This window comes from Brachybacterium sp. B718/18, from assembly GCF_055454375.1.
In genome coordinates, this window is sequence record NZ_JBVDDO010000006.1 from 32,116 (window position 1) to 53,477 (window position 21,362).

Genomic DNA, 21,362 nt, shown 5'->3' on the forward strand with positions numbered 1-21,362 from the left:
GTGCGCATCCGCAGCACCAAGCCGGAGTTCTGGCGATCCGAGCGCATCTCGCGACTCACCTGGGATGCACGACTCGTCCTCAAGGGCCTCGAGTCCTACGTCGACGACAACGGCGTAGGGAAGGACGACATCGCCCTCATCCTCGGCGACGTGTTCTCTCGCGACATGCTCGCGAACCCTCGCGACACTCTCGCGAGGGTGTCCGAAGCGATCTCCGAGCTCTCCCAGCACGGATTCGTCCACCGATACGAGGCCGACGGCACCCGACTCCTCTACCTGTCGTGGTGGGACTCGAACCAGCGCATCGACAAGCCCGGCAAGGGGCGTCACCCCAGGCCAGACGGCACTATGGACTACAAGGACTCCGAGATTCGCGACAGTGTCGCGAGCCCTCCCGAAACCCTCGCGCCTGGAACAGGGGAACAGGGGAACAGAGGAACAGAGGATCAGGGGAGCAGGGAGGCCGCTCCGCCGCCTCCGCCCCGCGAAGACGTCGAGCAGATCTGCACCATGTTCGCCGACCTCTGCCAGTCCACCGCCACCAACGGCAAGCGCCCCACCGTCACCCAGGCATGGCGCGACGCCGCGCGGCGGCTCATCGACATCGACGGCCGCTCCGTCGACGACATCCAGCGCATCGCCCGCTGGGCACAGGCCGACGACTTCTGGGTCAGCAACGTCCGATCCCTCCCGAAGCTGCGAGAGAAGTTCGAGACCCTCACCCAGCAGGCGCAGCGGCCTACCCGTCAACAACAACCCCGACCGAACCGCGACATCACCTCGGGCATGTCCCTCGTCGCATCCCATCAACGCCTGTACGGAGGAGAAGCATGACCGACCTCGAACGCTCCGTCTCCATCCGCGAGCAGCTCGATGCCTCGCGCCTCGAGGCCCCGTCGGAAGTCGTCGTCGCTGCGGACGGTAGCCAGCACGTCATCCAGTGGGAAGGCACCCCCGCACCCCGCCAGTGGCTGACCACGTTCCTCGACGGCCTCGTAACCGCCCGCCTCATCGAGCCGTTCCCCGAGATCCCCGCGAACCTCCCCGAGAAGGAACGCGCGATCGCGGAGAAGCGCCTCGACGACCGCCTCGCCGAATGGCACAAGCCCCTCGCCGGCCTCCCCATGGAAACCCTCACCGCCGCCGGGGAGCACTTCCGTCGTCACGGTGTCCCCGACGGGCGCTGGGGCTATCTCCGGCCCTCGGACCTGTCCCGGTGGATCCGTCCCCGGCTGCGTCGCCGTATCCCGATCGGGAAGGAGTGCAAGGCCCATCCCAGCGAGTGGGCGCACTCGTGCACCCAGTGCCAGTACGAGGGGCCTGTCGACCCGGCGCGTGCTCGTGCGTACATCGCGCAGATCCGCGCCACCCTCGCCCAGCGAAAGGACACCCCGTGAAGCTCTATCGCCCTGTTCTGATCGAGTCCGCCGAGCAGGCCGAAGCACTGCCCATCGGCACGATCGCGATCGTTGGCGAGCCGCCTGTCGAGTCCTCCGTGAAGTGGGACGACCGGCTCTGGTACTCCGGCCGCGACTTCGACGACGGGGCACCCTCGCGTCGCATGGTCGGGGCTCTGGCTCTCGTGCCCATCGAAGCCGAGGAGGAGCGCGAAGAGGCGCTGAGCATCTCGGTCCTGCACGGCGGCACGCACACGTATCCCGCCCGCACCCGCCTCGTCACCCCCTGGGAGGAAGCATGACCTCGTTCGAACTCATCGGCACCATGCGAGACCGCCTCGAGAACATCCGACAATGGCGCGGCCAGCTCACCGACGTCATGCTCACCATCTCCGGCTACTCCATGGACCTCACCGGCATCCGCGGCACAACCGACCGGATCCCCGGCGGTGACGCCCTCGCGATGCGCGGCCCATGGTCCCCCGACGCCGACCACGGCGACGACCTCCCCCACCCCGACCAGATCATCCGCGAGTGGTCCCACACCATCCACGACCACCGCGGCACCGTCCCCCCGGCAAGGGCGACCTGGGCCGAGCACTGGCGGTACCTGTGGGACGAAACCCAACGGATCCTCGAGTCCCCCTGGGCGGACGCATGGTGCGAGGACATCACCGCCCTGTGGTGGCGGCTCGCCCGCCTCACCGGCAACGCCCCCAAGGACGACACCCCCACCATGGCCGACGCCGAGGAGATCCAACGCCACGCCCAAGCCGTCCCCGACCACACGATGCTCACCCTCCGCGAAGCGGACAGGTTCGCGCCCGGCATCGAGAACCGGGTCAAGCGGGACCGCAACGCTGAACGGGACCGGGCACGCCGGGAACACCGCGACCCCGACTACCGGTGCGACCCCGAGGGCAAGCACTGGTGCGTCCAGGACCTCCGCCGACACTACGGATTCCCGGTGCTGGCATCCGTCGCTGTCATCGTGTAACCTTCCAACTGAGGCACCAGTGTCTCTACTCCCACCCTCGAGGCTCAGCCCCGAGGGTCTTTTCATGCCCCTACGGGGGCACCACTCCGGCCCCGCCACTCACCGAAGCGCACTGCGGCCGAAGATCAAAGACCGGGACCAGACGACGACGCGACAGCCCGTGTCCCCCGGCATGCTGAGACGTACCCGAAGCGGCCACAACGGGGTCAACCGCGCAGACATACGCCGACGCGGCCAACGCCCAGGAGAGCTGGGCACGGGGGTTCGAATCCCTCCGTCACAGCACCCGACCCCCGCTCGAGCCCCCGGCTCGCGGGCGCGCCACCCTGCACCGCGTAACCCCCGGGCCACAGATGCCCCCCACGCGAGCAGCACGGCGCACGCCCCGGCACCCCAGGGAGAGACAACCCTGACGGTGCCGGGGCCACACACCACGGGCACAGCCCACCCCCACCCGCCCCTGCCCGGATGATCCGCCGGGCAGGCAGGCGGGCACCAACCCATGACTACCCCGCTCAGGAGGTGACCCATGGCTACTCCCCGATGCTCCGCACACCGCTCCAACGGCGAACCCTGCAAGGCGTACGCGGTCCGGGGAGCGACCGTGTGCGTCACCCACGGCGGTGCGGCTCCGCGGGTCCGTGAGGCTGCTGCGCGTCGTGTCGCGGAGGAGAAGGCGGCTGCGAAGATGCGCCTGTTCGCTGCGCCGGTCGACATCGACCCCGCGCAGGCCCTCCTCGAGCTCGTGCAGTGGACGGCCGGGGAGGTCCGGTACTGGCGGGCCGAGGTCGCCCGCATCGCCGAGGACGAGTCCGAGAAGCTGACATGGGGGCAGACGAAGACCGAGGAGGGCGTGGGGATCGGCGAGGACGGCGGCTATATGTCGAAGACCGTCGAGGAAGCCGTCCCCCCGGTCGCGTACAGGATGCTCGAGTCCGCGCAGGACCGGCTCGCGAAGTACGCCGCCGCCGCGCTCCGTGCCGGCGTCGAAGAGCGGCGTGTGAAGCTCGCTGAGGACCAGGGCGCTGCCGTCGCCGGCGTCATCCGTAAGATCCTCGAACGTCTCGACCTGCTCGAGTGGCAGGCCGAGCTCGTCCCCACCATCGTCCCCGAGGAGCTTCGGGCCCTGACAGCGGGAGCGTGACGTGACGGCCCTCGACTGGGCCGAGGCTGCGGCCCGCATGTTCGAACCCCCCGCCGACGCCCACTACCGGGCTGACCCGAAGGCGTGGGCGACCGACAAGCTCGGCGTCCACCTATGGTCGAAGCAGCGCGCGATCTTCGAGTCCGTCACCCACAACCGGCGCACCGCGGTGAAGTCCTGTCACGGTGCCGGGAAGTCGTTCTCCGCTGGTGCGCTCGCGGCATGGTGGATCGACACCCACCCGCCCGGCGAGGCGATCGTCGTATCCACTGCCCCGACCTACAAGCAGGTCCACGCCGTCCTGTGGGAGGAGATCCGTAAGCAGCACCGGAAGGGCGGGCTCTCCGGCACCGTCACCCTCGACGACGAGTGGAAGATCGGCGACATTCTCGTCGGCATGGGACGCAAGCCCGCCGACCACGACGCGCACGGCTTCCAGGGCATCCACCGCCGCTACGTCCTCGTCCTCCTCGACGAAGCCTGCGGCATCCCCGCCCCGCTGTGGGATGCGGTCGAGGCGATCACCACGAACGATGATGCGCGGATCCTCGCGATCGGGAACCCGGACGACCCGAACACACAGTTCGGCACCGTCTGCGGGCCCGGGTCGGGATGGAACGTCCTGCAGATCAGCAGCTTCGACACCCCCAACCTCAGTGGGGAGTGGGTGCCGGAGTACATGCGGCCCCTCCTCCCCTCCGCCGAGTGGGTCGACGACGCGCGGACCCGGTGGGGTGAGGACTCCCCCGTCTACAAGGCGAAGGTGCTCGGCGAGTTCCCCGACGCGTCCGAGAACACGCTCATCTGGCCCGACTGGATCCTCGCCGCCCAGCAGCGCACGCTGCCCGCGATCGGGGAACGGACCCTCGGGGTGGACGTCGCCCGGTACGGCACTGACCAGACCGTCATCATCGCCCGTGCCGGCGACCATGCCCGCGTTCTCAACACCTGGCAGGGCCAGGCCACCACCGCCACGACCGGACAGGTGATCCACGCCCAGCAGACCCACATCGCCGACGCGATCAACGTCGACGGTGTCGGCGTCGGTGGTGGTGTCGTGGACATGCTCACCGAGCAGGGCTACCCGGTGCAGGACATGCAGGCCGGGTCCGGCGCTAGGGACACGGGGAAGTTCGTCAACGCGCGCGCTGAGTGGTTCTGGGGGCTGCGGGAACGGTTCGAGCAGGGCGACATCGACATCGACCCTGACGATGACGAGCTCGCGACCCAGCTCGGCCAGATCCGGTTCGAGTACACGTCCCGTGGCCAGATCAAGATCGAATCGAAGGACGACATGCTCAAGCGTGGCGTCACCTCCCCCGACCGTGCGGACGCGCTCGCGCTCGCGTACGCGATCCCGAAGAACTACCGGGCCCCGTCCCGCATCCACTGACAGGAGGACCGCATGCCGATCGCTGATGTCCTCGAGGCAGTGCAGGACCACATCGACCGCGCCCCCGGGTACGACCTGTACCGGGACTACGAGGAAGGCCGGCACGCGTACCCGTACGCGTCGACCGCGTTCGCGAACTCGTTCGCGTGGATCCTCAAGTCCGCGCGAGCGAACGCCTGCTACACCGTCCGCTCCAACTTCACCGACCTCGTGCAGATCGAGGCGTGGACCGGCGCGGGCGCCAAGAAGGCGCAGACCCTTGCGGACACCACCGACCTCGACATGGTCATCGACCTCACGATCGCGGAGTCCTGGCGGTGTGGGGACGCTTACATCCTCGCGTGGCCGGGGAAGGACGGGGCCCCTCGCCCCTGGTATCACCGCGCCGACCAGGCCGGGTACCGGGTCGACCCGGAGGACCCGTCGACGATCGATGTGGCGTGGAAGATCTGGATCGCGTCCGACGGCCGCGGTCGAGTGAACCTTTACTACGCGGACCGTGTGGAGCGGTGGGTGACGCTCGGCATGATCCGCGCCGACAAGAAGCAGGCGGTCACCTGGGATGGGGCGAAGCAGGACACCGCGTGGGGGCCCTACGGGGACGACGGCGAGCCGGACACCCAGACGCACGACTTCGGTCAGGTGCCGTGGGTACACATCCCCTTCGACGCGCAGACCCAGGGCGGTCACGGCCGGTCAATCCTCCGGGACGTGGTCCCGCTGCAGGACGGCCTGAACCATGCCGTGCACGCGGTCGTCGTGAACACGGAACAGTACGCGGCCCCGCTCCGCGCCCTCCTCGGCTACACGGCCGCGAAGGAGCTCGACCCGGTCACGGGCCGGCAGCGCGAGGTCGAGTTCAAGATCGACCCGACCCGGAAGTCCATCTACGCATTCGAGGGCGAGGGCAGCGAGCTGATCCAGCTCGACCCTCCCGCGTCGCAGAACATCCTCGACGTGAAGCGGGACTGGCACTCCGACATCGCGAACACCGTCGGTGTACCCGTCTCGGACGTCGTCCCGGATCTGGGGAACATCCCGTCTGGTGCGGCGCTGCGTGTCCTCGCGGCGCGACGCACGGCGACGGTCCGGTCGTTCACCCGCTCGGTCCGCGGCCGGATCGGGACGCTGATGGGCATGCTCGGCGTCCCGGACGTGCTGCCGGAGTTCATCGACCCGGCACCGACCGATGACACGGAGCAGTGGGAGCTCGCGGAGGCTCGGGACCGTCTCGGGTTCCCCCTCGGTGAGAACCTGCGCGCGATGGGCTGGGACCAGGACGACATCGACCGGGTCCTCGAAGCGCAGGCGGGGGAGGAGGCGACCATCGGTCGTGTCGCCCGGCAGGCGTACGAGCAGGGTCAGACCAGCACTCCCGCGTCGGATGCCGGGGATGTGAAGTCCCGTGCCGATGCGATGGGTGTCCTGATCCGGTCCGGCGTCGACCCGGAGGACGCGGCCGCGAAGGTCGGCCTCGACGTCGATTTCACCGGCGCGGTCCCGACGTCTCTCCGCCTCCCCGAGGCTGAGGCTGGGAGGCTCGAGGCGACGTGACCGCCAACCGGGAGACCCTGCGGATCGACGAGGAGCTGGACCGGCTCCTCGCGACGAACCTCGACGAGCACGAGGCGCTCCTCATCGCGGCGTTCGCTGACGTCCTCCGTGTCACCCGGCAGGAGGCCGGGGAGATCGCTTCGGCGATGATCCAGGCCGCGGAGGAGGGCCGGTCCGTGGCCGGCCTAGCACTGCGGAACGAGCGGGTCCTGCGGGGTCTGCGCGCGATCCGGGAAGCGATCGAGCAGGCCGTCACGACGTCCCTCGCGGGCGTTCCCGTGACGGTGTCCAGGGAGGCGCAGGCCGCGTCCGATGGAGCGCGGGACATGATCGCCGCGCAGCTGACTGGTGCCCGCCGTGCTGAGCTGCAGGCAGCGGTCGTCGCGGCGTCTCCCGGTCAGGTGGCCGCGATCGTGGAGCGGACGACGCAGCGGATCGTCTCCCAGTCGATGCCGCTCGGCGCGGACGCGGAACGGATCATGCGCCGCGAGATCCGGCGCGGCATCGCCGTCGGGGAGAACCCACGCGCCGTGGCTCGCCGGATGGTGCGTGCCCTCGAGGACGCGTCCGATCTGCAGCTGTCCCGGGCGATGACCATCGCGCGCACGGAGCAGATCGACGCTCACCGTGCCGCGGCGAAGGCAGCGGAGGAAGCGAACACGGATGTGCTCGCTGGGTGGGAGTGGCAGGCGCACGCTGATGAGAGGCTCTGCCCCGCATGCCTGTCGATGCACGGCACCCGCTACGACACCGAGACCCCGGGGCCGCTCGGGCACCCGAACTGCCGATGCTCCCGGGTCCCCGTCACGAAGACGTGGGAGGAGCTGGGTTTCCCTGGCATGCGGGACCGGAAGCCGGTCGGGGAGACGCGCGAGCAGATCCTCGACGGCATGTCCGAGGAGGACATGCGCCGCATGCTCGGCGCCCGCGGCTACACGGCGTGGAAGGCCGGGAAGTACCCGCCGGAGAAGTGGGCGGTGCGCCGCTCAGCCGACGGATGGCGCGACTCTTACCAGGTGCGTAGGCCGCCCGGCTCGTCCTGATCCGGCGTCGCCGTGAGCAGCCCCCCGCACAGGCGACACCGGTAGTCGCGCCACATCCCCCACCCGTCGAGGTGGGCGCTGATCATCGCCCAGTCGTGGCCCGGGCACTCACCGGGGCCATCGTTCGCGTCGTCGTCTGTCCCACCCATTGCGGGCCTTCCTCGCACATGGGATCACCCTATGCCCGCGTGAGGCGGGCACCAACCGAAGGAGGAGGCCGTGGTGGCTGACACCGACCCGCAGGACCCGCAGGACCCCCAGGGCGGCGAGAGCACCGACCCGCAGGCCCAGACCCTCACCGACCCCGCGGGAGACCCGCAGGGAGGCGAGGAGAACCCCGACGCCGCCGGTTCGAAGGCGAAGGTCCTCGACGACCTCGCGAAGGAGCGCAAGGACCGCCAGGCCGCGCAGACCCTCGCCGAGGAGAACAAGACCAAGCTCGACGCCGTCCTGCAGGCCCTCGGCCTCGCCGACAAGGGCACTGAGGTCGACCCCGACCAGCTCGGGAAGGACCTCGCTGCACAGCGGGCCGAGAACGCTGTCCTCCGCGCCGGCAACGGCATCGCGGACGTCGACGCGCTCCTCGACTCGCGAGCGTTCACCCAGACGCTCGACTCCATCGACTCCTCGGACCGTGACGCCGTGAAGGCCCACATCACCGAGTACGTCACCGCGAACCCCAGGTTCGCCGTGACACCCCAGAAGGCCCAGGGCGTGCGTGATGCCGCCGCGGGTGCCGACCGCCAGCCCGCCGACCCCGGCGACTGGATCCGCAACGCAGCACGCAAGAACTGAACCGAAAGGACCACATCGTGGCCGGTTACAACAACGTCATCACCCGCAACGACGTCGGCGAGGCCCTGATCCCCGTCGACGTCTCCAACCAGATCATCCAGGAAGCGCCCGGCCAGTCCGTGGTCCTGCAGCGCGCCCGCAACGTGCGCATGTCCACCAAGCAGATGAAGCAGCCCGTGCTGTCGACCCTGCCGGAGGCGTACTGGGTCAACGGCGACACCGGTCTCAAGCAGACCACCAAGTCCTCCTGGGACAACGTCGTCATGACCGCAGAGGAGCTCGCGGCGCTCGTCGTGATCCCCGACGCCCTCATCGACGACGCGAACGTGCCCCTGTGGAACGAGGTGCGCCCCCTGCTGATCGAGTCGATCGGTAAGAAGGTCGACCAGGCCGCACTGTTCGGCATCGACAAGCCCGCGTCGTGGCCCACCGCCGTGGTGCCCGGCGCGATCGCTGCCGGCAACACCGTCGCCGACGGCACCGGACGTGACTTCGCGTCCGACGTCGCCGCGCTCGGTGGCCTCGTCGCGCAGGACGGGTTCGCGATCTCCGGATTCGCGTCCGCGCCCGGCCTGAACTGGCGCCTCGTCGGCCTCCGGGACGACAACGGCCAGCCGATCTACACCCCGTCCCTCACCGGCGGCACCCCGTCCTCGCTGTACGGGTACCCGCTGAACGAGGTGACGAACGGGGCGTGGGATGCGGAGGCCGCGACCCTGATCGGTGCGGACTGGTCGAAGCTCGTCGTCGGCGTCCGTCAGGACATCACGTTCAAGATGCTCGACCAGGCCGTGATCACCGACGCGGACGGCAAGGTCATCTTCAACGCGCCGCAGCAGGACTCGCAGATCATGCGCGTCGTGTTCCGTGTCGGCTTCCAGGTCGCGAACCCGCTGACCCGCGTGAACGGCGACGCGGCGACCCGCTACCCGGCCGGCGTCATCACGCCCGACGTGACCCCGTGAGCGTGGTCGTGACGGACGGGCGCGTGGACCTCGAGGTCCATGCCCCGTCCCCGTCGGGGCTGGCCGCTCTCGAGCGGCTGGGGTGGTCCGTGAAGGCGGACGAGACCCCGAAGCCGTCTCGGCGTCGAACGTCGAAGTCGAAGGAGCCCGTCGAGGGCTGAACCAGGGAGGTGATCGGGCGTGGTGTTCACGAGCGAGCAGGAACTCCGGGCGTGGCTCGGTGCGACAGTCGGCGTGGACACCGCGCCCACCCTCACGGACGACCAGGTGAACGTCGCGGTGAACGCGTCGCGGGTCGTCGACGCGGAGGGCAGGTTCCTCCCGGATCCCGGGTACGTGCCGACGTGGAACGGCTGGTACGCGGCGGCGCTGCTGATGGACATGAAGGCCGCGCAGGCCGTCGTGACCAAGGTGTCGCGGGTGTCATCGTTCTCCTCGGAAGGGTCCAGCGTGACCCGCTCTGAGGGGTCCACCGCCGCGGACTTCGAGGCTCTCGCCGCGAAGTATCGGGGGCTCGCGTTCCCGTCCGGTCCGGTGCAGGTGATCGACCTCGGCCCTGCGCTCGGGCCCGTGCCCCGGTCCGCGTTCGAGGGGGTGACACCGGATGTTGACCCCTGGCGAACTGGATGAGATGCGAGCCGACCAGGTCTCCCTGATGTGGGAGTCGGTCGAGGTCGACCGCCCGGGCGAACGAGTCTGGGATGAGGACGCGCAGCAGTACGTGGAGTCGTGGTCCCCGGTCTACCGCGCTCCCGATGGTGGCCCGGGCCCGGCCCGTGTCGCGGTGCCTCACGGCACCCCGATCGTCACCGCGTCGGGTGAGCTGGTCGTCCCCCGCACTGCCATGGTCACGATCCCGCACGGGTTCGAGATCGTGGAGGGCGACCGGGTCACGATCACGGATCCGCCGGCGGGCGTGCCGGGCACGGTGTGGGTGCAGGCCGTGGAAGCGGCTGGGATCCCCACGGCGTGCCGGATGGCGTGTGGTGCCCTGTGAGTGGGGACGCGATGCGCCGACACGCAGCGGACCTGCGGGGGCAGGCTGACACTCTCCCCGAGCGCGCCGCCGAGGTCGTCGTGAAGGTCACGTCCGAAACCGAGGCGGACGCGAAGCGGAACATCACCGCGATGAAGGCGGTCGACACCGGCAACCTGTGGAACAGCGTCACCAGTGCCTACTCGAACGGGCGTCTGCGGGGCGCTGTCGTCGCCACCGCGTCCTACGCGCAGTTCGTCCACGACGGCACCTCGAAGATGCCGCCGAGACCGTTCCTTGGACAGGCCACCGATCGCCACAAGGAACGGTTCTACGAGGCGATGGCACGTCTCGGGGAGGGGTGACATGGCGTCTCTGACCGCATGGCACTCCGAGGTCCAGCGCACCTTGAACGCGGCTCTGCCCACGTTCTTCGGCCCTGCCGACACCCTCCCCACGAGCGGGGGTCGGGTCGTCCAGTGCTGCGTCCTGTGGCCCACCGCCGGCACCGAGCAGTCCCGCAACGGTGCCCCCGTGCACCAGCGCACCGACTCCGTGACCGCCGTGTTCGTGGGGGCGACGGTGCTGGACGCTCTTGCCGCCGTCGGGAAGGGCCGGAAGGCCCTCGAAGGTGCACGCCTCACCGCATCCGGTCCCGGGGGCGGGCGGGTTCGCGAGGGCGGTTTCACGGGCACTCAGCCCACCCCGGAGCCGGGCACGGACCCCGTTCGTGTCTCGCTCTCCATCCAGTTCGACGCGATCACGAAGGACCCCACATGAGCACCCCCCAGAAGTTCCGCAAGAAACCCGTCGAGATCGAGGCGATGCAGTGGGACGGCACCGCCGCAGGAGCCACAGCCGTCATCGACTGGGTACTGGGCAACGGCGGCACAGCGACCTACGCCTGCACGAGTGACCCGTGCAGCGGTGGAGAGGGCGGCCACACCATCGCCGTCGACACCCTCGAAGGCCGCAACCTCGACGCTGGCCCCGGATGGTGGGTCATCCGTGGCGTGGAGGGCGAGTTCTACCCGTGTAAGCCGTCCGTGTTCGCCGCAACCTACGAGGAGCCCCGGTGAACCCGCACCGCCCCGTCCGTGCCCGCAACCACGACACGGGCGACCTCTACACCACCACCCGACACCTCGCCGCCCGACGCGGCGACGAGATCCTCGAGGACCGTCCCGCCGTCGACCAGTACGGCGCATGGCTGCCCCCGACCCCCAAGAAGAATCTCCAGCCCGCCCGTGACTCGCACGGACGGTTCACCCCCAGTCAGCCCGCCACGGGCGAGGAGGAAGCATGAGCATCACCGCTATCGACGGCGTCCAGGCTGCTGGCCGTCAGCCCGTCTGGGCGATCGACGCCGCAGACCTGCCCAACATCACCGACGACACCACCAGCATCCCGCTCGCCGCCGTCACCGCCGGTCAGAAGATGGACTGCTACTACGACTTCGGCGGTCTCGCCCTGGACCGTACCGCGACCACCCGGTCCCGGCAGCGGGCCTGCGAGAAGGTCGCCCGGGAGATCAAGATCGGGGAGACGATCTCCGGCACGCTCACCGCGGTCTACGACCAGCAGGCCGCGGACACGGAGACGATCAACCTGGCCTACGGTGCGCTGCCGGAAGGTGGTGACGTGTTCCTGTTCATCGCGAACGGCTGGGACCAGGACCAGGCTCCGACCTCCTCAACGAAGGGCGACCTGTGGCGGGTGACCGTGTCGCAGAAGGCTCACCTTCTCGCCGCGTCCGCGGAGGAGGACCTGATGTTCCGCGCCGATCTGGCCGGGTCGCTGTTCGTCCCGAACGTGTCCCTCACCGGGGCCTGAGACCGTCCGGTCCGCTGATTCGGGGGAGTCAGCGGACCGGACACCATCCCCCACCATCCCCCTTAAGGAGACACCATGGTCACCCGCGCCACTGCGACGGTCACCATCACGATCGACGCTCACTCCGACGCGGTTGCTGCACTGGACGCGGCACGCCGCGAAGAAAAGCGGCTCAGCCTCGAACTCGCCCGCACCACCAAGGGGAAGACCGCCCCCGTCACGCGGAAGCTCAACGCCGCCCGCGCCGACGCTGACAAGCACCAGGCAGCCATCGACACGGGGAAGCTGCACGTCCGGGTCCGCACACTCGCCGCCGGCGCGTACCGAAACCTGCTCAAGAACCACCCCCCGAAGGACGGCGACGAGCTCGACGCGAAGGTCGGATACAACGCGGATACGTTCGGTGCCGCGCTGATCCGTGCCACGACCGTCAACGCTGTCGATCACACTGGCCAGCTGGTCGACCTCGACCTCGACGCCCTCCTCGACGATGACGACGGCGTCTCCCCGTACGACTTCGAGCAGTGGTTCCGCACCGCGCTCGCACTCCAGACCCAGGGCGAGTCGCGGGTCCCTCTGCTGCGCGTCTCCTGACCGACTCCCCCGACCTCCTGATGGAGGCGAGGACGGCGCGCGACTACGGGATGCCCATGTCCGCCTGGGATGAGGCGGACGACAACGACCGGGACTGGGCCCTCGCCCTCGCGGCGAAGGACGCCAAGAAGTGCCCGGTCTGTGGCGGCGACGACCCGGAACGGCTCTGCCAGAACCCCGCCTACCAGCACGCATGGGTCGTGACCACGACTCGCTGTTTCCGGTCGCGGGCCTTGCAGATGGCGATGGAGCGGTTCAAGAACGACCCGTACGTCTCCACGGTCGTCCCGCACATCACCCTCGACCTGTCGAGGGCGAAGAACACGTAGGAGGTACCGGGTGGCTGACCAGACTGTCCGCACGATCTATGAGGCTGTCGTCACCCGTGCTCAGCGGTCGATGGTCGACCTGGCGAGGGACACGGACAAGGCCGCCGACGCGGCGGACAAGCTCGACGCCTCCCTCGACAAGACCGGTAAGCGGGACGTCAAGCCGAAGATCGACGTCGACATCGCCGACGCCGAGGCGTGGGTGCGGGAGATGAAGGCCGAGCTAGACGCCCTCGAGAAACTCGACCCCGAAGTGCGGGTCGAAGCGGACGTCGATTCGGCACTCTCTGAGCTCGCCAAGGCGGAGGCGACCCTCCGAGAGTTCCAGGGCATGAAGGCGGAGGCGGTCGTCACCGTCGACGCGGACTCCACCGCTGACGCCTTCGACGGGATGGGGGACGCTGCCGAGGAGGCTGGCGACTCCGCTGGGGCTCGAGCTGGTGAGGCGCTGCTCGATGGCCTGAACTCGACGCCCGTCCTCGGTGCTGTGGCGGGTCTCGTCGCCGCTGTCGGAGGGTACGTCGCATCCGGCGTGATCGGAGCGGTCCTCGAGTCGCTGCGCGCCGAGGACGTGTTCGGGGTCCGCTCCGGGCTCGACGAGGGCACCGCCCGGAAGTTTGGTGTCGCCGCTGGTGCCGCGTACGCCAACGCGTGGGGCGACAGCCTCGACGAGAACATGGGCCGCGCCCAGAAGGCGCTGGAGAACGGGCTGATCGACGAGGACGCGACGGGCCGCGAGATCCAGGCCGTGATCGAGCAGATGGCGGCTCTCGAGGAGATCGTCGGCGTCGACGTGACCGAAGCGGCGGAGGCCGCAGGCAACATGATCAAGAACGGCCTCGCCGCGAACGCGGAGGAGGCGTTCGACGTCATCATCCGCGGCCAGCAGGAGGGGCTGAACCGGTCCGAGGACTGGCTCGACACCCTCCGCGAGTACTCCTCGATGTTCCAGTCTCTCGGGCTGTCCGGTGCCGAGGCTGGCGGACTGATCGAGCAGGCGATGGACGCTGGTGCCCGTAACAGTGACGTGGCAGCGGACGCGCTCAAGGAATTCTCGATCCGGGCCCGCGACGACTCGAAGGCCACGCGGGGCGCGTTTGAGGCGCTCAAGCTTGACGCCGATGACATGGGCAAGAAGTTCCGAGCCGGTGGTGACGAGGCGAAGGAAGGTCTCGACCTAGTCCTCGATGGGATCCGGGCGCTCGACGAAGACGCCCGCGATGCTGTGGGCGTCGCGCTGTTCGGCACCATGTGGGAGGACATGGGCAACGGCGCGAACCTGCTCGCGATGGACCTCGACGGCCTGGCCGACTCGTGGGTGAACGTCGGCGACACGACCGAAGACGCGATGAACCGCATGTCCGACAACGCGGCGTCGTCGCTCGAGTCCGCGACCCGGACCGTCACGACCGCAGCAACGAACCTCCTCGGCGGCCTCGCATCCACATTCGAGGAACCACTACAGGACGTGGCCGGGTGGGTGTCGACCCACTCCGCGGAGATCACCCAGTTCCTCGTCAACATGGGCCTCGGCTTCTTCGGTCTGGCCCGTGCTGCGGTGGAGTTCGCGGCGACCACCGTCGAAGTGATGGGCAACGTGTCGGGTGCTCTCGACGGGGTCGTCCGCAACATCGGCCGCGCAGTCGAGGGCTTCGGCGTGATGACCGGCGACTTCGAACTCGCGTCCCTCGGCCAGGACATCCAGAACGCCGCGGACGACATGCAGACCTTCGCCGACAACTCGGACGAGGCCGCGGACCTGGTGCGGGACACGGTCCTGCCCGCGATCGACGACGCCGAGGCGAAGTTCCGTGACTTCACGGGCGGCGCGGTGATGCAGGCCGAGATCAACGACGCCGTGAACGGCATGGTCGCGGACCTCGACGACTTCGTCGCCTACGTGGACGGGCTCCCCGACGGGACGATCACCATCAACGGTGACACGACCGGTGGCGAGGAGGCGATGAACGCCCTCATCGCCGAGGTCTCCGCGTCGAACGGCACCGTCAACATCAACGGCGAGACCGTCGACGCGGAGGACGCCCTCGACCGGGTCATCGACCTCGCGGGCGAGGGCGTGGAGATCGTGGTCACCGCGAACACGGGCCCCGCGGACGCGGAGATCCTCGCGTTCACCCAGCGTGCCGTCGATGAGGCTGTCGTGTCCATCGGCGCGGACACCAGCCCCGCTGAGGACGAAGTGGTGGAGTTCAAGGGCACCGTCATGAACGGCACCGCCCCGATCAACATCGACGCGAACACGTACTTCGCGGAGGAAGAGCTCCGCCGCCTGTACACGACGATCACCGACCAGGGTGGGACGGTCGAGATCAACGGCGACACGGTCAACGCCGAGGAAGCGCTCGAACTCCTCGAGGCGGAGATCAACTCCTCCGACGGTGAAGTGACCATCAACGGGATCACGATGCCAGCGGAGGAGTCGCTGTATTGGCTGATCGCGGCGATCAACGGCGAGACCGGCACTGTCACGGTCGACGGCAACAACGCTCCGGCGAAGGCTTCGGCGGATGGCGCGAAGTCGTATGCCGACTCGAAGACGGGCACTGTGAAGGTGGACGCGTCGACGAGGGCCGCGGAGTCCGCTATCGACGTCCTCACCCGTACCCGCTACATGTCGGTCATCGCGACCGTGCAGGGAGGGATCAGCGCCGCTTTCGGGCGGGCTGATGGGGGGCGGCTCCCGGGGCTCGCCAGCGGCGGGAGCGTGGGAGCGGGCTACGGCATGGTCCCTGCACCGTATCCGGGGCCGGGGGTCGACAACGTCCTGTGGCCCCTCGCCGCCGGCGGGCAGACACTCTCCCAGCCTCTCGCGGGCGGGGAGTGGGTCATCAACCCTGTCTCCTCGGCGCAGCACGACCGGACGCTCGCGGCGATCAACGCTGGGGCGTCCCGCGCTGAGCTGGCCGCGTCCCTCGGGGCCCGGGCGGGCGCTGGTGGCGTGAACGTGTCCCAGCAGATCAACGGTCTGAACGCGTACGAGGTCGCTCGCGAGTCGCGGGCGCAGATGCAGCACGTCCTGTCGGGCGCAGCGATCACCATGTGAGAGGAGGGGGCATGACCTGTGGCTGGTCGCATGAGGAACCGTGCATGACCGTCCAGATCGGGGACGTGGAGGCGATCTCGAACGGACCCGCGATCGGGTACGGGCTAGTATCGCTCGACGGCTGGGAGGGCGGTGCCCCCGCCACCGGAGGGCCGGTCTCCTACGAGGCACGGGACGGGGCTGTCCGTGGCGACGTCTACTACTCGCCCAGGTCGCTGATCCTCGAGGGCGACATCGTCGCCCAGGACCACGAGGACCTCGCGGACCGGGTCATGGCCCTGTCTGCCCTCGGCCGGTACGAGACCCTCACCGTGGACGAGACCGTCCACACGGGACTCGTCCGTCAGGTCGAGGTGGCCAGGATGCGGCCCGTGCAGATCACCACCGACGGACCGACGTTCGCCCGGTGGACGATGCAGCTCGAGACCGTCGACTGGCGGCGCGTCTCGGTGGACCAGCAATCGCTGGCGGTCACGTCGGGTGGGGTGGCGGCTCGGAATCTGGGTGATGCCCCGGCAGCGCTCACGCTCTCTCTGAAAGGCCCGCTCACGAATCCGGGGATCTCATGGTCCGGTGGGGCGTGGCAGTACAGCGGCACTGTCGCGTCGGGGCAGGAGATCCGCGTGGACATGGAACGGCGAACGGTCCGCGATCCAGCGACGACCGCGCACTCTCGCCGTCTAGCGTCAGGGACATGGCTCAGCCTGCCCCCGGGGTCGACGACTCTGTCTCGCACCGGTAGCGGTACCGGGTCGGTCACTGCATCGTGGAGGTCGTCGTGGATGTGACCTGGTTCCTCGCGGACTTCATGACGGGCGACTTCATCGACACGGTCCCCCTGGAGGACGTGCAGCTGACCTCGTCACTCAAGCCGGGGCGGGCCTCGGCATCGATGGATCTGCGGAAGCTCGGCGGGTCAATGACCCAGGCGCGAGCCACCGTGGACCTGATCCGCGGTGGTCGGTGCACGCTCGTCCCGATCATGGAGGGCGTGTCCACTGGTGTCGGGAACCCTCCGACGTCGCGGGAGCTGGGCGAGTGGTGGATCAGTGACGTGGAAGGCACCTACGCCTCGCCCATGGTCACGCTGTCCGGCCCGGAGTTCGCGGGCTACGCCTCCCACGTGCTGCTGGTGGAGAACTTCCTGACGGCGAAGGGTGAGCCGGTCACCCGCGACCCCGTCGTCACGATGCGGGAGATGCTCGGGTTGCTGTTCTCCCGGTCGCAGACCGTGGCCGTGGATCTCCAGTCCTGGGTGTCGCACACGGGTGCGACTGTCCCCGTTGACGGGCGGAAGCTCCGCCGTACCTACGCGGACCACATCGCTGATCTGATGGAGGCTGAGGGTGGCCCGTTCGAGTGGGTGATCCGGTCGGGTCTCGTGCTCGACGGGTGGGTGCCGCTCCGTGTGACTCGCACGCTGGAGGTCGGGCAGCCGGTCCTCTCCATGGTGCGGGACGACATCACGCTCGAGATCGCGGGGCCTGGTGCTCCTCCCGCGTCTCTGCTGGATGCGTCGTGGTCGTGGTCTGAGTCGTCGTCGGCATCCACGGTGTACGGCTGGGGATCAGGCTCCGGGGCGAAGCAGATCGGTGAGGCTTTCGCGTCCCGTGATCGCCTGTCGGGTGAGCCGGTGAAGACGCGCCTGATCACCGACCCTAGCGCGGGGACGATGGCTCAACTCCGCCGCTCCACTAGGCGCGCGCTCTCCCGGTTCAGCCCTGAGTCGCGGGCTTTCACAGCGACTCTCCCCGCTGACCGGTACACGCCCCGCACGGGCGAGCGGTATCAGTGGCGGTCGGACGCGACATGGACTCGTGCCGCGGAGTCGGGGACGGTCCGCTGCGTCGGCTGGTCCTGGCGGTCGTCGGATCCGACGAACTACACACTCGATCTAGTGAGGTGATGCCGGTGTTTCCGCAGGACATCGAGGACAACCTCCGGGAGCTGGCCCGCCGTATCGACGCGATCAACACTGCTCGCCCGGGCCCTACATCATGGGGTCCGGGTGATGGTGAGGCGTCGGCGCTCGCGGACGACGGACGGACGCTGTTCTCCTTCGGGTCGACGGGTGCGTCGGTGGAGTCTCGCGGCACGCTCACTGGCCTGACTCCGCTCCTCGACAGCATCCGGGCGAAGGATGACGCCCAGGATGGCCGGCTGGATGGGCATGACGGGGACGTGTCCCGGATCGACGCGAAGAACGCGGCGCAGGACGGGACGCTGGCGTCGCACAACACCCGGATCACGACGGCACAGTCTCGCGCGGACAAGGGCGTCGCGGACGCGGCCACGGCGCAGGGCCGGGCGGATGATGCGTGGTCGCGTGCTGGGACGGCCCTGTCGAATGCGGCGACGGCACAGTCTCGCGCAGACTCCGCGTACTCGCGTGCGGGGACTGGTATCTCGGATGCCGCGACCGCTCAGTCTCGCGCCGACGCCGCCTACCAGCGGGCGGGTGACGCACAGACCGTCGCAAATGAGGCGCGGGACAAGGCGGACCAGATCATCGCCTGGATCAACCGGAACCTGTACCGGTCGGGCGGCGGCCCGTTCCCGAACGACTTCCCCGCCTGACCCCCCGATCTTCTCGCCCCCACGCGTCGCGTGCTGGGGCTTCTAGCCATGCCCAGGAGGCACCCATGGAAATCACGACTGCCCAGGTCCGCGCCGCCTACGCCCTGCTCGCCCTCGACCCTGACCTGACTGTGAGCGTGTCCCTGTCTCCGACGTGGGCGCATGTCGTCACTGTCCAGGTCGATGAGGACGGGCATCCGGTCGTGTCCGGTGGGGTGCTTCAGACCGTGGATCACGGGATCCAGCTGACTGAGGAGGCCGAATGACCAGCGTGATTGTTCCCCCGGTGGATCTCGCACCGGGGATGCCGTCTCGTGTCGTGACGATCTCCGCGACCGACATCACCGAGGGCGGCAAGTCGCTCGCGGGCGAGAGGGTGCGGTTCGCGCTCTCGGACTCGCTGGACGTCACGTCTGGGGGTGACGTGATCGCGAAGACGTCCGCCGAGGTGGTCCTCGACTCTCAGGGGAACGGGTCGATCCGCCTCCCGGTCTACTCGGCGGACGTGAAGACTTGGTGCGGCAAAGAGTGGGCGATCCTCGTCTCGACCTCGTGGGGGTCGCAGAAGGCGATCCGCGTCCCCGCAGGCTCGACGTCCATCGCCCTGTCGGCCCTCCCGAACATCCGCCCTCTCCGCGGTCGGGAACTCCAGTGGGCTGTCACCGGCGTGGCACTGAATGTCACCACAGGGTCCCCCGCGTCCGGCAGCGCGTCGCTCTCTAGCGGGATCCTGACTCTCGATCTGCGTATCCCGCAGGCCGACGCGAACGGCCCCATCGCTGTCCTCGAAAACGTCGACCTGAACACGATGATGCAGTCTGGGCAGTGGCGGACCGGACCCACTAGGGGGATCACCAACTACCCGTCGGGCGTCGGGGACAATCTCGCGGTGTTCCGGTCGTACTACCTCAACGGCTCCGCCGTGATTCAGGAGTACGACGACCCTTACGGCGTGCTGAACCGCCGCCGCTTCAACGGCACGACCTGGCATCCCTGGCTCCCCGCCAACCCGTTCGACGCAATCCTGCTGGACGCTGGCACGGACCTGAACCTGCTCACCAGCTATCGCACCTACCGCGTGACCGCGAGCCGACCCGTGGTCAACGGACCGGATGAGTGGCTGGGCACGTCTTACGCGCTGGAGTTCCTGCGCCTGGGCACTAGCTGGAATCTCCAGCGCGCCACGAACCAGGACGGCGTGGTGAAGATCCGTTCCGGGGTCGGCTCGTCGGGCACCTTCTGGGGGCCGTGGTCGGGCGCGGGAGGCGGCGGTGCCGGTGCCGGTGCTGGCGGCGAGGCGCGCACGGCGATGGAGACCACGGGCGAGTGGACGACCCGGGCGCAGGAGCAGCAGTATCTCGAGTCCCTGGCCCAACATCAGGCCGTGACTCTGCTGGACCTCGGGACGTCCGTTGAGGGCCGGACTGTGCAGGGAATCCAGATCGGGAACAAGGTTGGCTGGCGCGGCACCCCGAACCCGACGATCCTGCTCATGGCGACTCAGCATGGCGACGAGATGGGTGCGCGTGAGGGCGCGCTGATCTTCGCTCGGGAACTGGCGCAGGCCACCACCCTCGCCCTGTTCGAGGTGTGTGTCGTGATCGTCCCGACCGTGAACCCTGACCGGGTCGACGTGTCCCGGACGAACGCGAACGGCGTGAACATCAACCGCGACTGGGGTTCCGCCGCCCGTGTCGAACCGGAGACGCAAGCGATCCTCACCGTGTTCGCGAACTACCCCGTGGTCGCGGCTGTGGATGCGCACGGCTTCGGATACCCGCAGGAGGTCTCCATCCGCGAGACCCGCAACCCCGCAGCCTCGACCGCCACGACCGAGCGATCGCAGCGTCTCTATGACGCGGTGTTCTCGATGCTTGAGGACGAGGGTCAGCCTGTCCGCATGTACGGCAACCCCGGTGACCCGACCACGGAGGGCACATTCGTTCACGAGGTCTCCGCCGTGGACGGGATCGCGCCTCTGCTGATCGAGATTCCCTCCCACCGCAACACCTATGGGCGGTACTCACCCAACCCGCACTGGCAGGCGCATGTCGCTCGCCTCGCGTTCCGTGAGGTCGTGGAGGTCGTCTATCGCGAGCTTGACGCATTCACCTCGGCGAAGGAGGCAGTGTGAGCACCCCGATCAATTGGCGGCACGCTCCGCGCACGCACACCCACCCCTGGTCGGAGGTCACCGGCAAGCCGTCCACGTTCACGCCCGCCGAGCACTCGCACCCGGTCACCGACGTGACCGGCCTCCAGGCCGCCCTGGACAATCTCAGCTGGACTACGGGGTGGCGTCTCATCAGCCCCGCGTCGGGCGTGACGGGGGCGGTGAAGATCAAGCGGTCCTGCGTGGGCGGGCACGACATGACGACGATCCGTCTCGAATCGGTACAGGTCCCCGCGGGGACGGGGTCAATTCTGCTCGCGTCGTTGCCTACCGGGTTCCGTCACACCGGGGAGATGTACTTCCTTGCGGACGGCAGGCAGCAGGAGGCACCGTCCGAGATTGGTCTGTATTCGGCGGCGAATGTGGCGTGGATGCTGATGTCGACCGGGTCGGCTACCCATCCGACCAATCCGATCAGTGGCGAGTTCTCGTGGTGGTCCCCTGATGCTCGCCCTACGGGGACGCTCCCTGGTGAGGCGACAACCATCTGACCTCCGCACCGATAATCATGACGCCCCGCCTGGTGGG

General features: G+C 68.8%; 27 protein-coding genes. All 27 read left to right on the top strand.

Annotated features, from left to right (window positions below; genetic code table 11):
- The 27 genes from ACZCAH_RS10540 to ACZCAH_RS10670 all read left to right on the top strand — a co-directional run bounded on the left by ACZCAH_RS10540 (position 1) and on the right by ACZCAH_RS10670 (position 21,325).
- Positions 1–834 carry a hypothetical protein gene (locus ACZCAH_RS10540; protein WP_464341031.1) on the top strand — a complete coding sequence of 278 codons (834 nt, stop codon included), beginning with the start codon at positions 1–3 and terminating at the stop codon, positions 832–834.
- The gene (locus tag ACZCAH_RS10545) at positions 831–1,397 is read left to right on the top strand and encodes a hypothetical protein (RefSeq protein ID WP_464341032.1); all 567 of its coding nucleotides are present in this window, start codon (positions 831–833) and stop codon (positions 1,395–1,397) included. Before ACZCAH_RS10540 ends, ACZCAH_RS10545 begins: the two co-directional genes overlap by 4 nt.
- Positions 1,394–1,699, top strand: a complete 306-nt coding sequence (locus ACZCAH_RS10550; RefSeq protein WP_464341033.1) for a hypothetical protein — start codon at positions 1,394–1,396, stop codon at positions 1,697–1,699. Before ACZCAH_RS10545 ends, ACZCAH_RS10550 begins: the two co-directional genes overlap by 4 nt.
- Positions 1,696–2,394 carry a hypothetical protein gene (locus ACZCAH_RS10555; protein WP_464341034.1) on the top strand — a complete coding sequence of 233 codons (699 nt, stop codon included), beginning with the start codon at positions 1,696–1,698 and terminating at the stop codon, positions 2,392–2,394. Before ACZCAH_RS10550 ends, ACZCAH_RS10555 begins: the two co-directional genes overlap by 4 nt.
- A gap of 529 nt (positions 2,395–2,923) precedes the next feature.
- Positions 2,924–3,538 carry a hypothetical protein gene (locus ACZCAH_RS10560; RefSeq protein WP_464341035.1) on the top strand — a complete coding sequence of 205 codons (615 nt, stop codon included), beginning with the start codon at positions 2,924–2,926 and terminating at the stop codon, positions 3,536–3,538.
- Positions 3,539–3,575: 37 nt separating this feature from the next.
- Complete coding sequence (locus ACZCAH_RS10565; protein WP_464341036.1) at positions 3,576–4,931, top strand: hypothetical protein; 1,356 nt, start codon at positions 3,576–3,578, stop codon at positions 4,929–4,931.
- A gap of 12 nt (positions 4,932–4,943) precedes the next feature.
- The gene (locus ACZCAH_RS10570) at positions 4,944–6,485 is read left to right on the top strand and encodes a phage portal protein (protein WP_464341037.1); all 1,542 of its coding nucleotides are present in this window, start codon (positions 4,944–4,946) and stop codon (positions 6,483–6,485) included.
- Positions 6,482–7,528, top strand: coding sequence for a phage minor head protein (locus ACZCAH_RS10575; protein ID WP_464341038.1), 1,047 nt, complete (start codon positions 6,482–6,484; stop codon positions 7,526–7,528). The genes ACZCAH_RS10570 and ACZCAH_RS10575 overlap by 4 nt, the downstream gene beginning before the upstream one ends.
- 222 nt (positions 7,529–7,750) lie before the next feature.
- Positions 7,751–8,323: a hypothetical protein gene (locus ACZCAH_RS10580; protein WP_464341039.1), complete on the top strand. Its 573-nt coding sequence runs from the start codon at positions 7,751–7,753 to the stop codon at positions 8,321–8,323.
- 17 nt (positions 8,324–8,340) lie between these two features.
- Positions 8,341–9,288 (top strand): phage major capsid protein, encoded by a 948-nt coding sequence (locus ACZCAH_RS10585; protein ID WP_464341040.1) that lies wholly within the window; start codon positions 8,341–8,343, stop codon positions 9,286–9,288.
- Complete coding sequence (locus tag ACZCAH_RS10590; protein ID WP_464341041.1) at positions 9,285–9,449, top strand: hypothetical protein; 165 nt, start codon at positions 9,285–9,287, stop codon at positions 9,447–9,449. The genes ACZCAH_RS10585 and ACZCAH_RS10590 overlap by 4 nt, the downstream gene beginning before the upstream one ends.
- Positions 9,450–9,468: 19 nt before the next feature.
- Positions 9,469–9,918, top strand: a complete 450-nt coding sequence (locus ACZCAH_RS10595) for a hypothetical protein (RefSeq protein ID WP_464341042.1) — start codon at positions 9,469–9,471, stop codon at positions 9,916–9,918.
- 1 nt (position 9,919) lies between these two features.
- Entirely contained in the window at positions 9,920–10,285 is a 366-nt protein-coding gene (locus ACZCAH_RS10600) for a DUF6093 family protein (protein WP_464341043.1), read from the top strand.
- 11 nt (positions 10,286–10,296) lie between these two features.
- On the top strand, positions 10,297–10,629 hold the full coding sequence (locus ACZCAH_RS10605; RefSeq protein WP_464341044.1) for an HK97-gp10 family putative phage morphogenesis protein: 333 nt from the start codon (positions 10,297–10,299) through the stop codon (positions 10,627–10,629).
- Position 10,630: 1 nt separating this feature from the next.
- Complete coding sequence (locus ACZCAH_RS10610; protein WP_464341045.1) at positions 10,631–11,044, top strand: hypothetical protein; 414 nt, start codon at positions 10,631–10,633, stop codon at positions 11,042–11,044.
- On the top strand, positions 11,041–11,343 hold the full coding sequence (locus ACZCAH_RS10615) for a hypothetical protein (protein ID WP_464341046.1): 303 nt from the start codon (positions 11,041–11,043) through the stop codon (positions 11,341–11,343). Before ACZCAH_RS10610 ends, ACZCAH_RS10615 begins: the two co-directional genes overlap by 4 nt.
- Positions 11,340–11,570: a hypothetical protein gene (locus ACZCAH_RS10620; RefSeq protein ID WP_464341047.1), complete on the top strand. Its 231-nt coding sequence runs from the start codon at positions 11,340–11,342 to the stop codon at positions 11,568–11,570. Before ACZCAH_RS10615 ends, ACZCAH_RS10620 begins: the two co-directional genes overlap by 4 nt.
- Positions 11,567–12,097: a phage tail tube protein gene (locus ACZCAH_RS10625; RefSeq protein WP_464341048.1), complete on the top strand. Its 531-nt coding sequence runs from the start codon at positions 11,567–11,569 to the stop codon at positions 12,095–12,097. The genes ACZCAH_RS10620 and ACZCAH_RS10625 overlap by 4 nt, the downstream gene beginning before the upstream one ends.
- Positions 12,098–12,172: 75 nt before the next feature.
- Positions 12,173–12,691, top strand: coding sequence for a hypothetical protein (locus tag ACZCAH_RS10630; RefSeq protein ID WP_464341049.1), 519 nt, complete (start codon positions 12,173–12,175; stop codon positions 12,689–12,691).
- A gap of 56 nt (positions 12,692–12,747) precedes the next feature.
- Positions 12,748–13,020 (top strand): hypothetical protein, encoded by a 273-nt coding sequence (locus ACZCAH_RS10635; protein WP_464341050.1) that lies wholly within the window; start codon positions 12,748–12,750, stop codon positions 13,018–13,020.
- 10 nt (positions 13,021–13,030) lie between these two features.
- Entirely contained in the window at positions 13,031–16,084 is a 3,054-nt protein-coding gene (locus ACZCAH_RS10640) for a phage tail tape measure protein (protein ID WP_464341051.1), read from the top strand.
- A gap of 65 nt (positions 16,085–16,149) precedes the next feature.
- Positions 16,150–16,872 carry a phage tail family protein gene (locus ACZCAH_RS10645; RefSeq protein WP_464341052.1) on the top strand — a complete coding sequence of 241 codons (723 nt, stop codon included), beginning with the start codon at positions 16,150–16,152 and terminating at the stop codon, positions 16,870–16,872.
- Positions 16,863–17,990, top strand: a complete 1,128-nt coding sequence (locus ACZCAH_RS10650; RefSeq protein ID WP_464341053.1) for a hypothetical protein — start codon at positions 16,863–16,865, stop codon at positions 17,988–17,990. Before ACZCAH_RS10645 ends, ACZCAH_RS10650 begins: the two co-directional genes overlap by 10 nt.
- Positions 17,990–18,661: a hypothetical protein gene (locus ACZCAH_RS10655; RefSeq protein WP_464341054.1), complete on the top strand. Its 672-nt coding sequence runs from the start codon at positions 17,990–17,992 to the stop codon at positions 18,659–18,661. Before ACZCAH_RS10650 ends, ACZCAH_RS10655 begins: the two co-directional genes overlap by 1 nt.
- 65 nt (positions 18,662–18,726) lie before the next feature.
- On the top strand, positions 18,727–18,927 hold the full coding sequence (locus tag ACZCAH_RS10660) for a hypothetical protein (protein ID WP_464341055.1): 201 nt from the start codon (positions 18,727–18,729) through the stop codon (positions 18,925–18,927).
- The gene (locus ACZCAH_RS10665; protein WP_464341056.1) at positions 18,924–20,795 is read left to right on the top strand and encodes a M14 family zinc carboxypeptidase; all 1,872 of its coding nucleotides are present in this window, start codon (positions 18,924–18,926) and stop codon (positions 20,793–20,795) included. The genes ACZCAH_RS10660 and ACZCAH_RS10665 overlap by 4 nt, the downstream gene beginning before the upstream one ends.
- Positions 20,792–21,325, top strand: coding sequence for a hypothetical protein (locus ACZCAH_RS10670; protein WP_464341057.1), 534 nt, complete (start codon positions 20,792–20,794; stop codon positions 21,323–21,325). The genes ACZCAH_RS10665 and ACZCAH_RS10670 overlap by 4 nt, the downstream gene beginning before the upstream one ends.
- Positions 21,326–21,362: the final 37 nt, after the last annotated feature.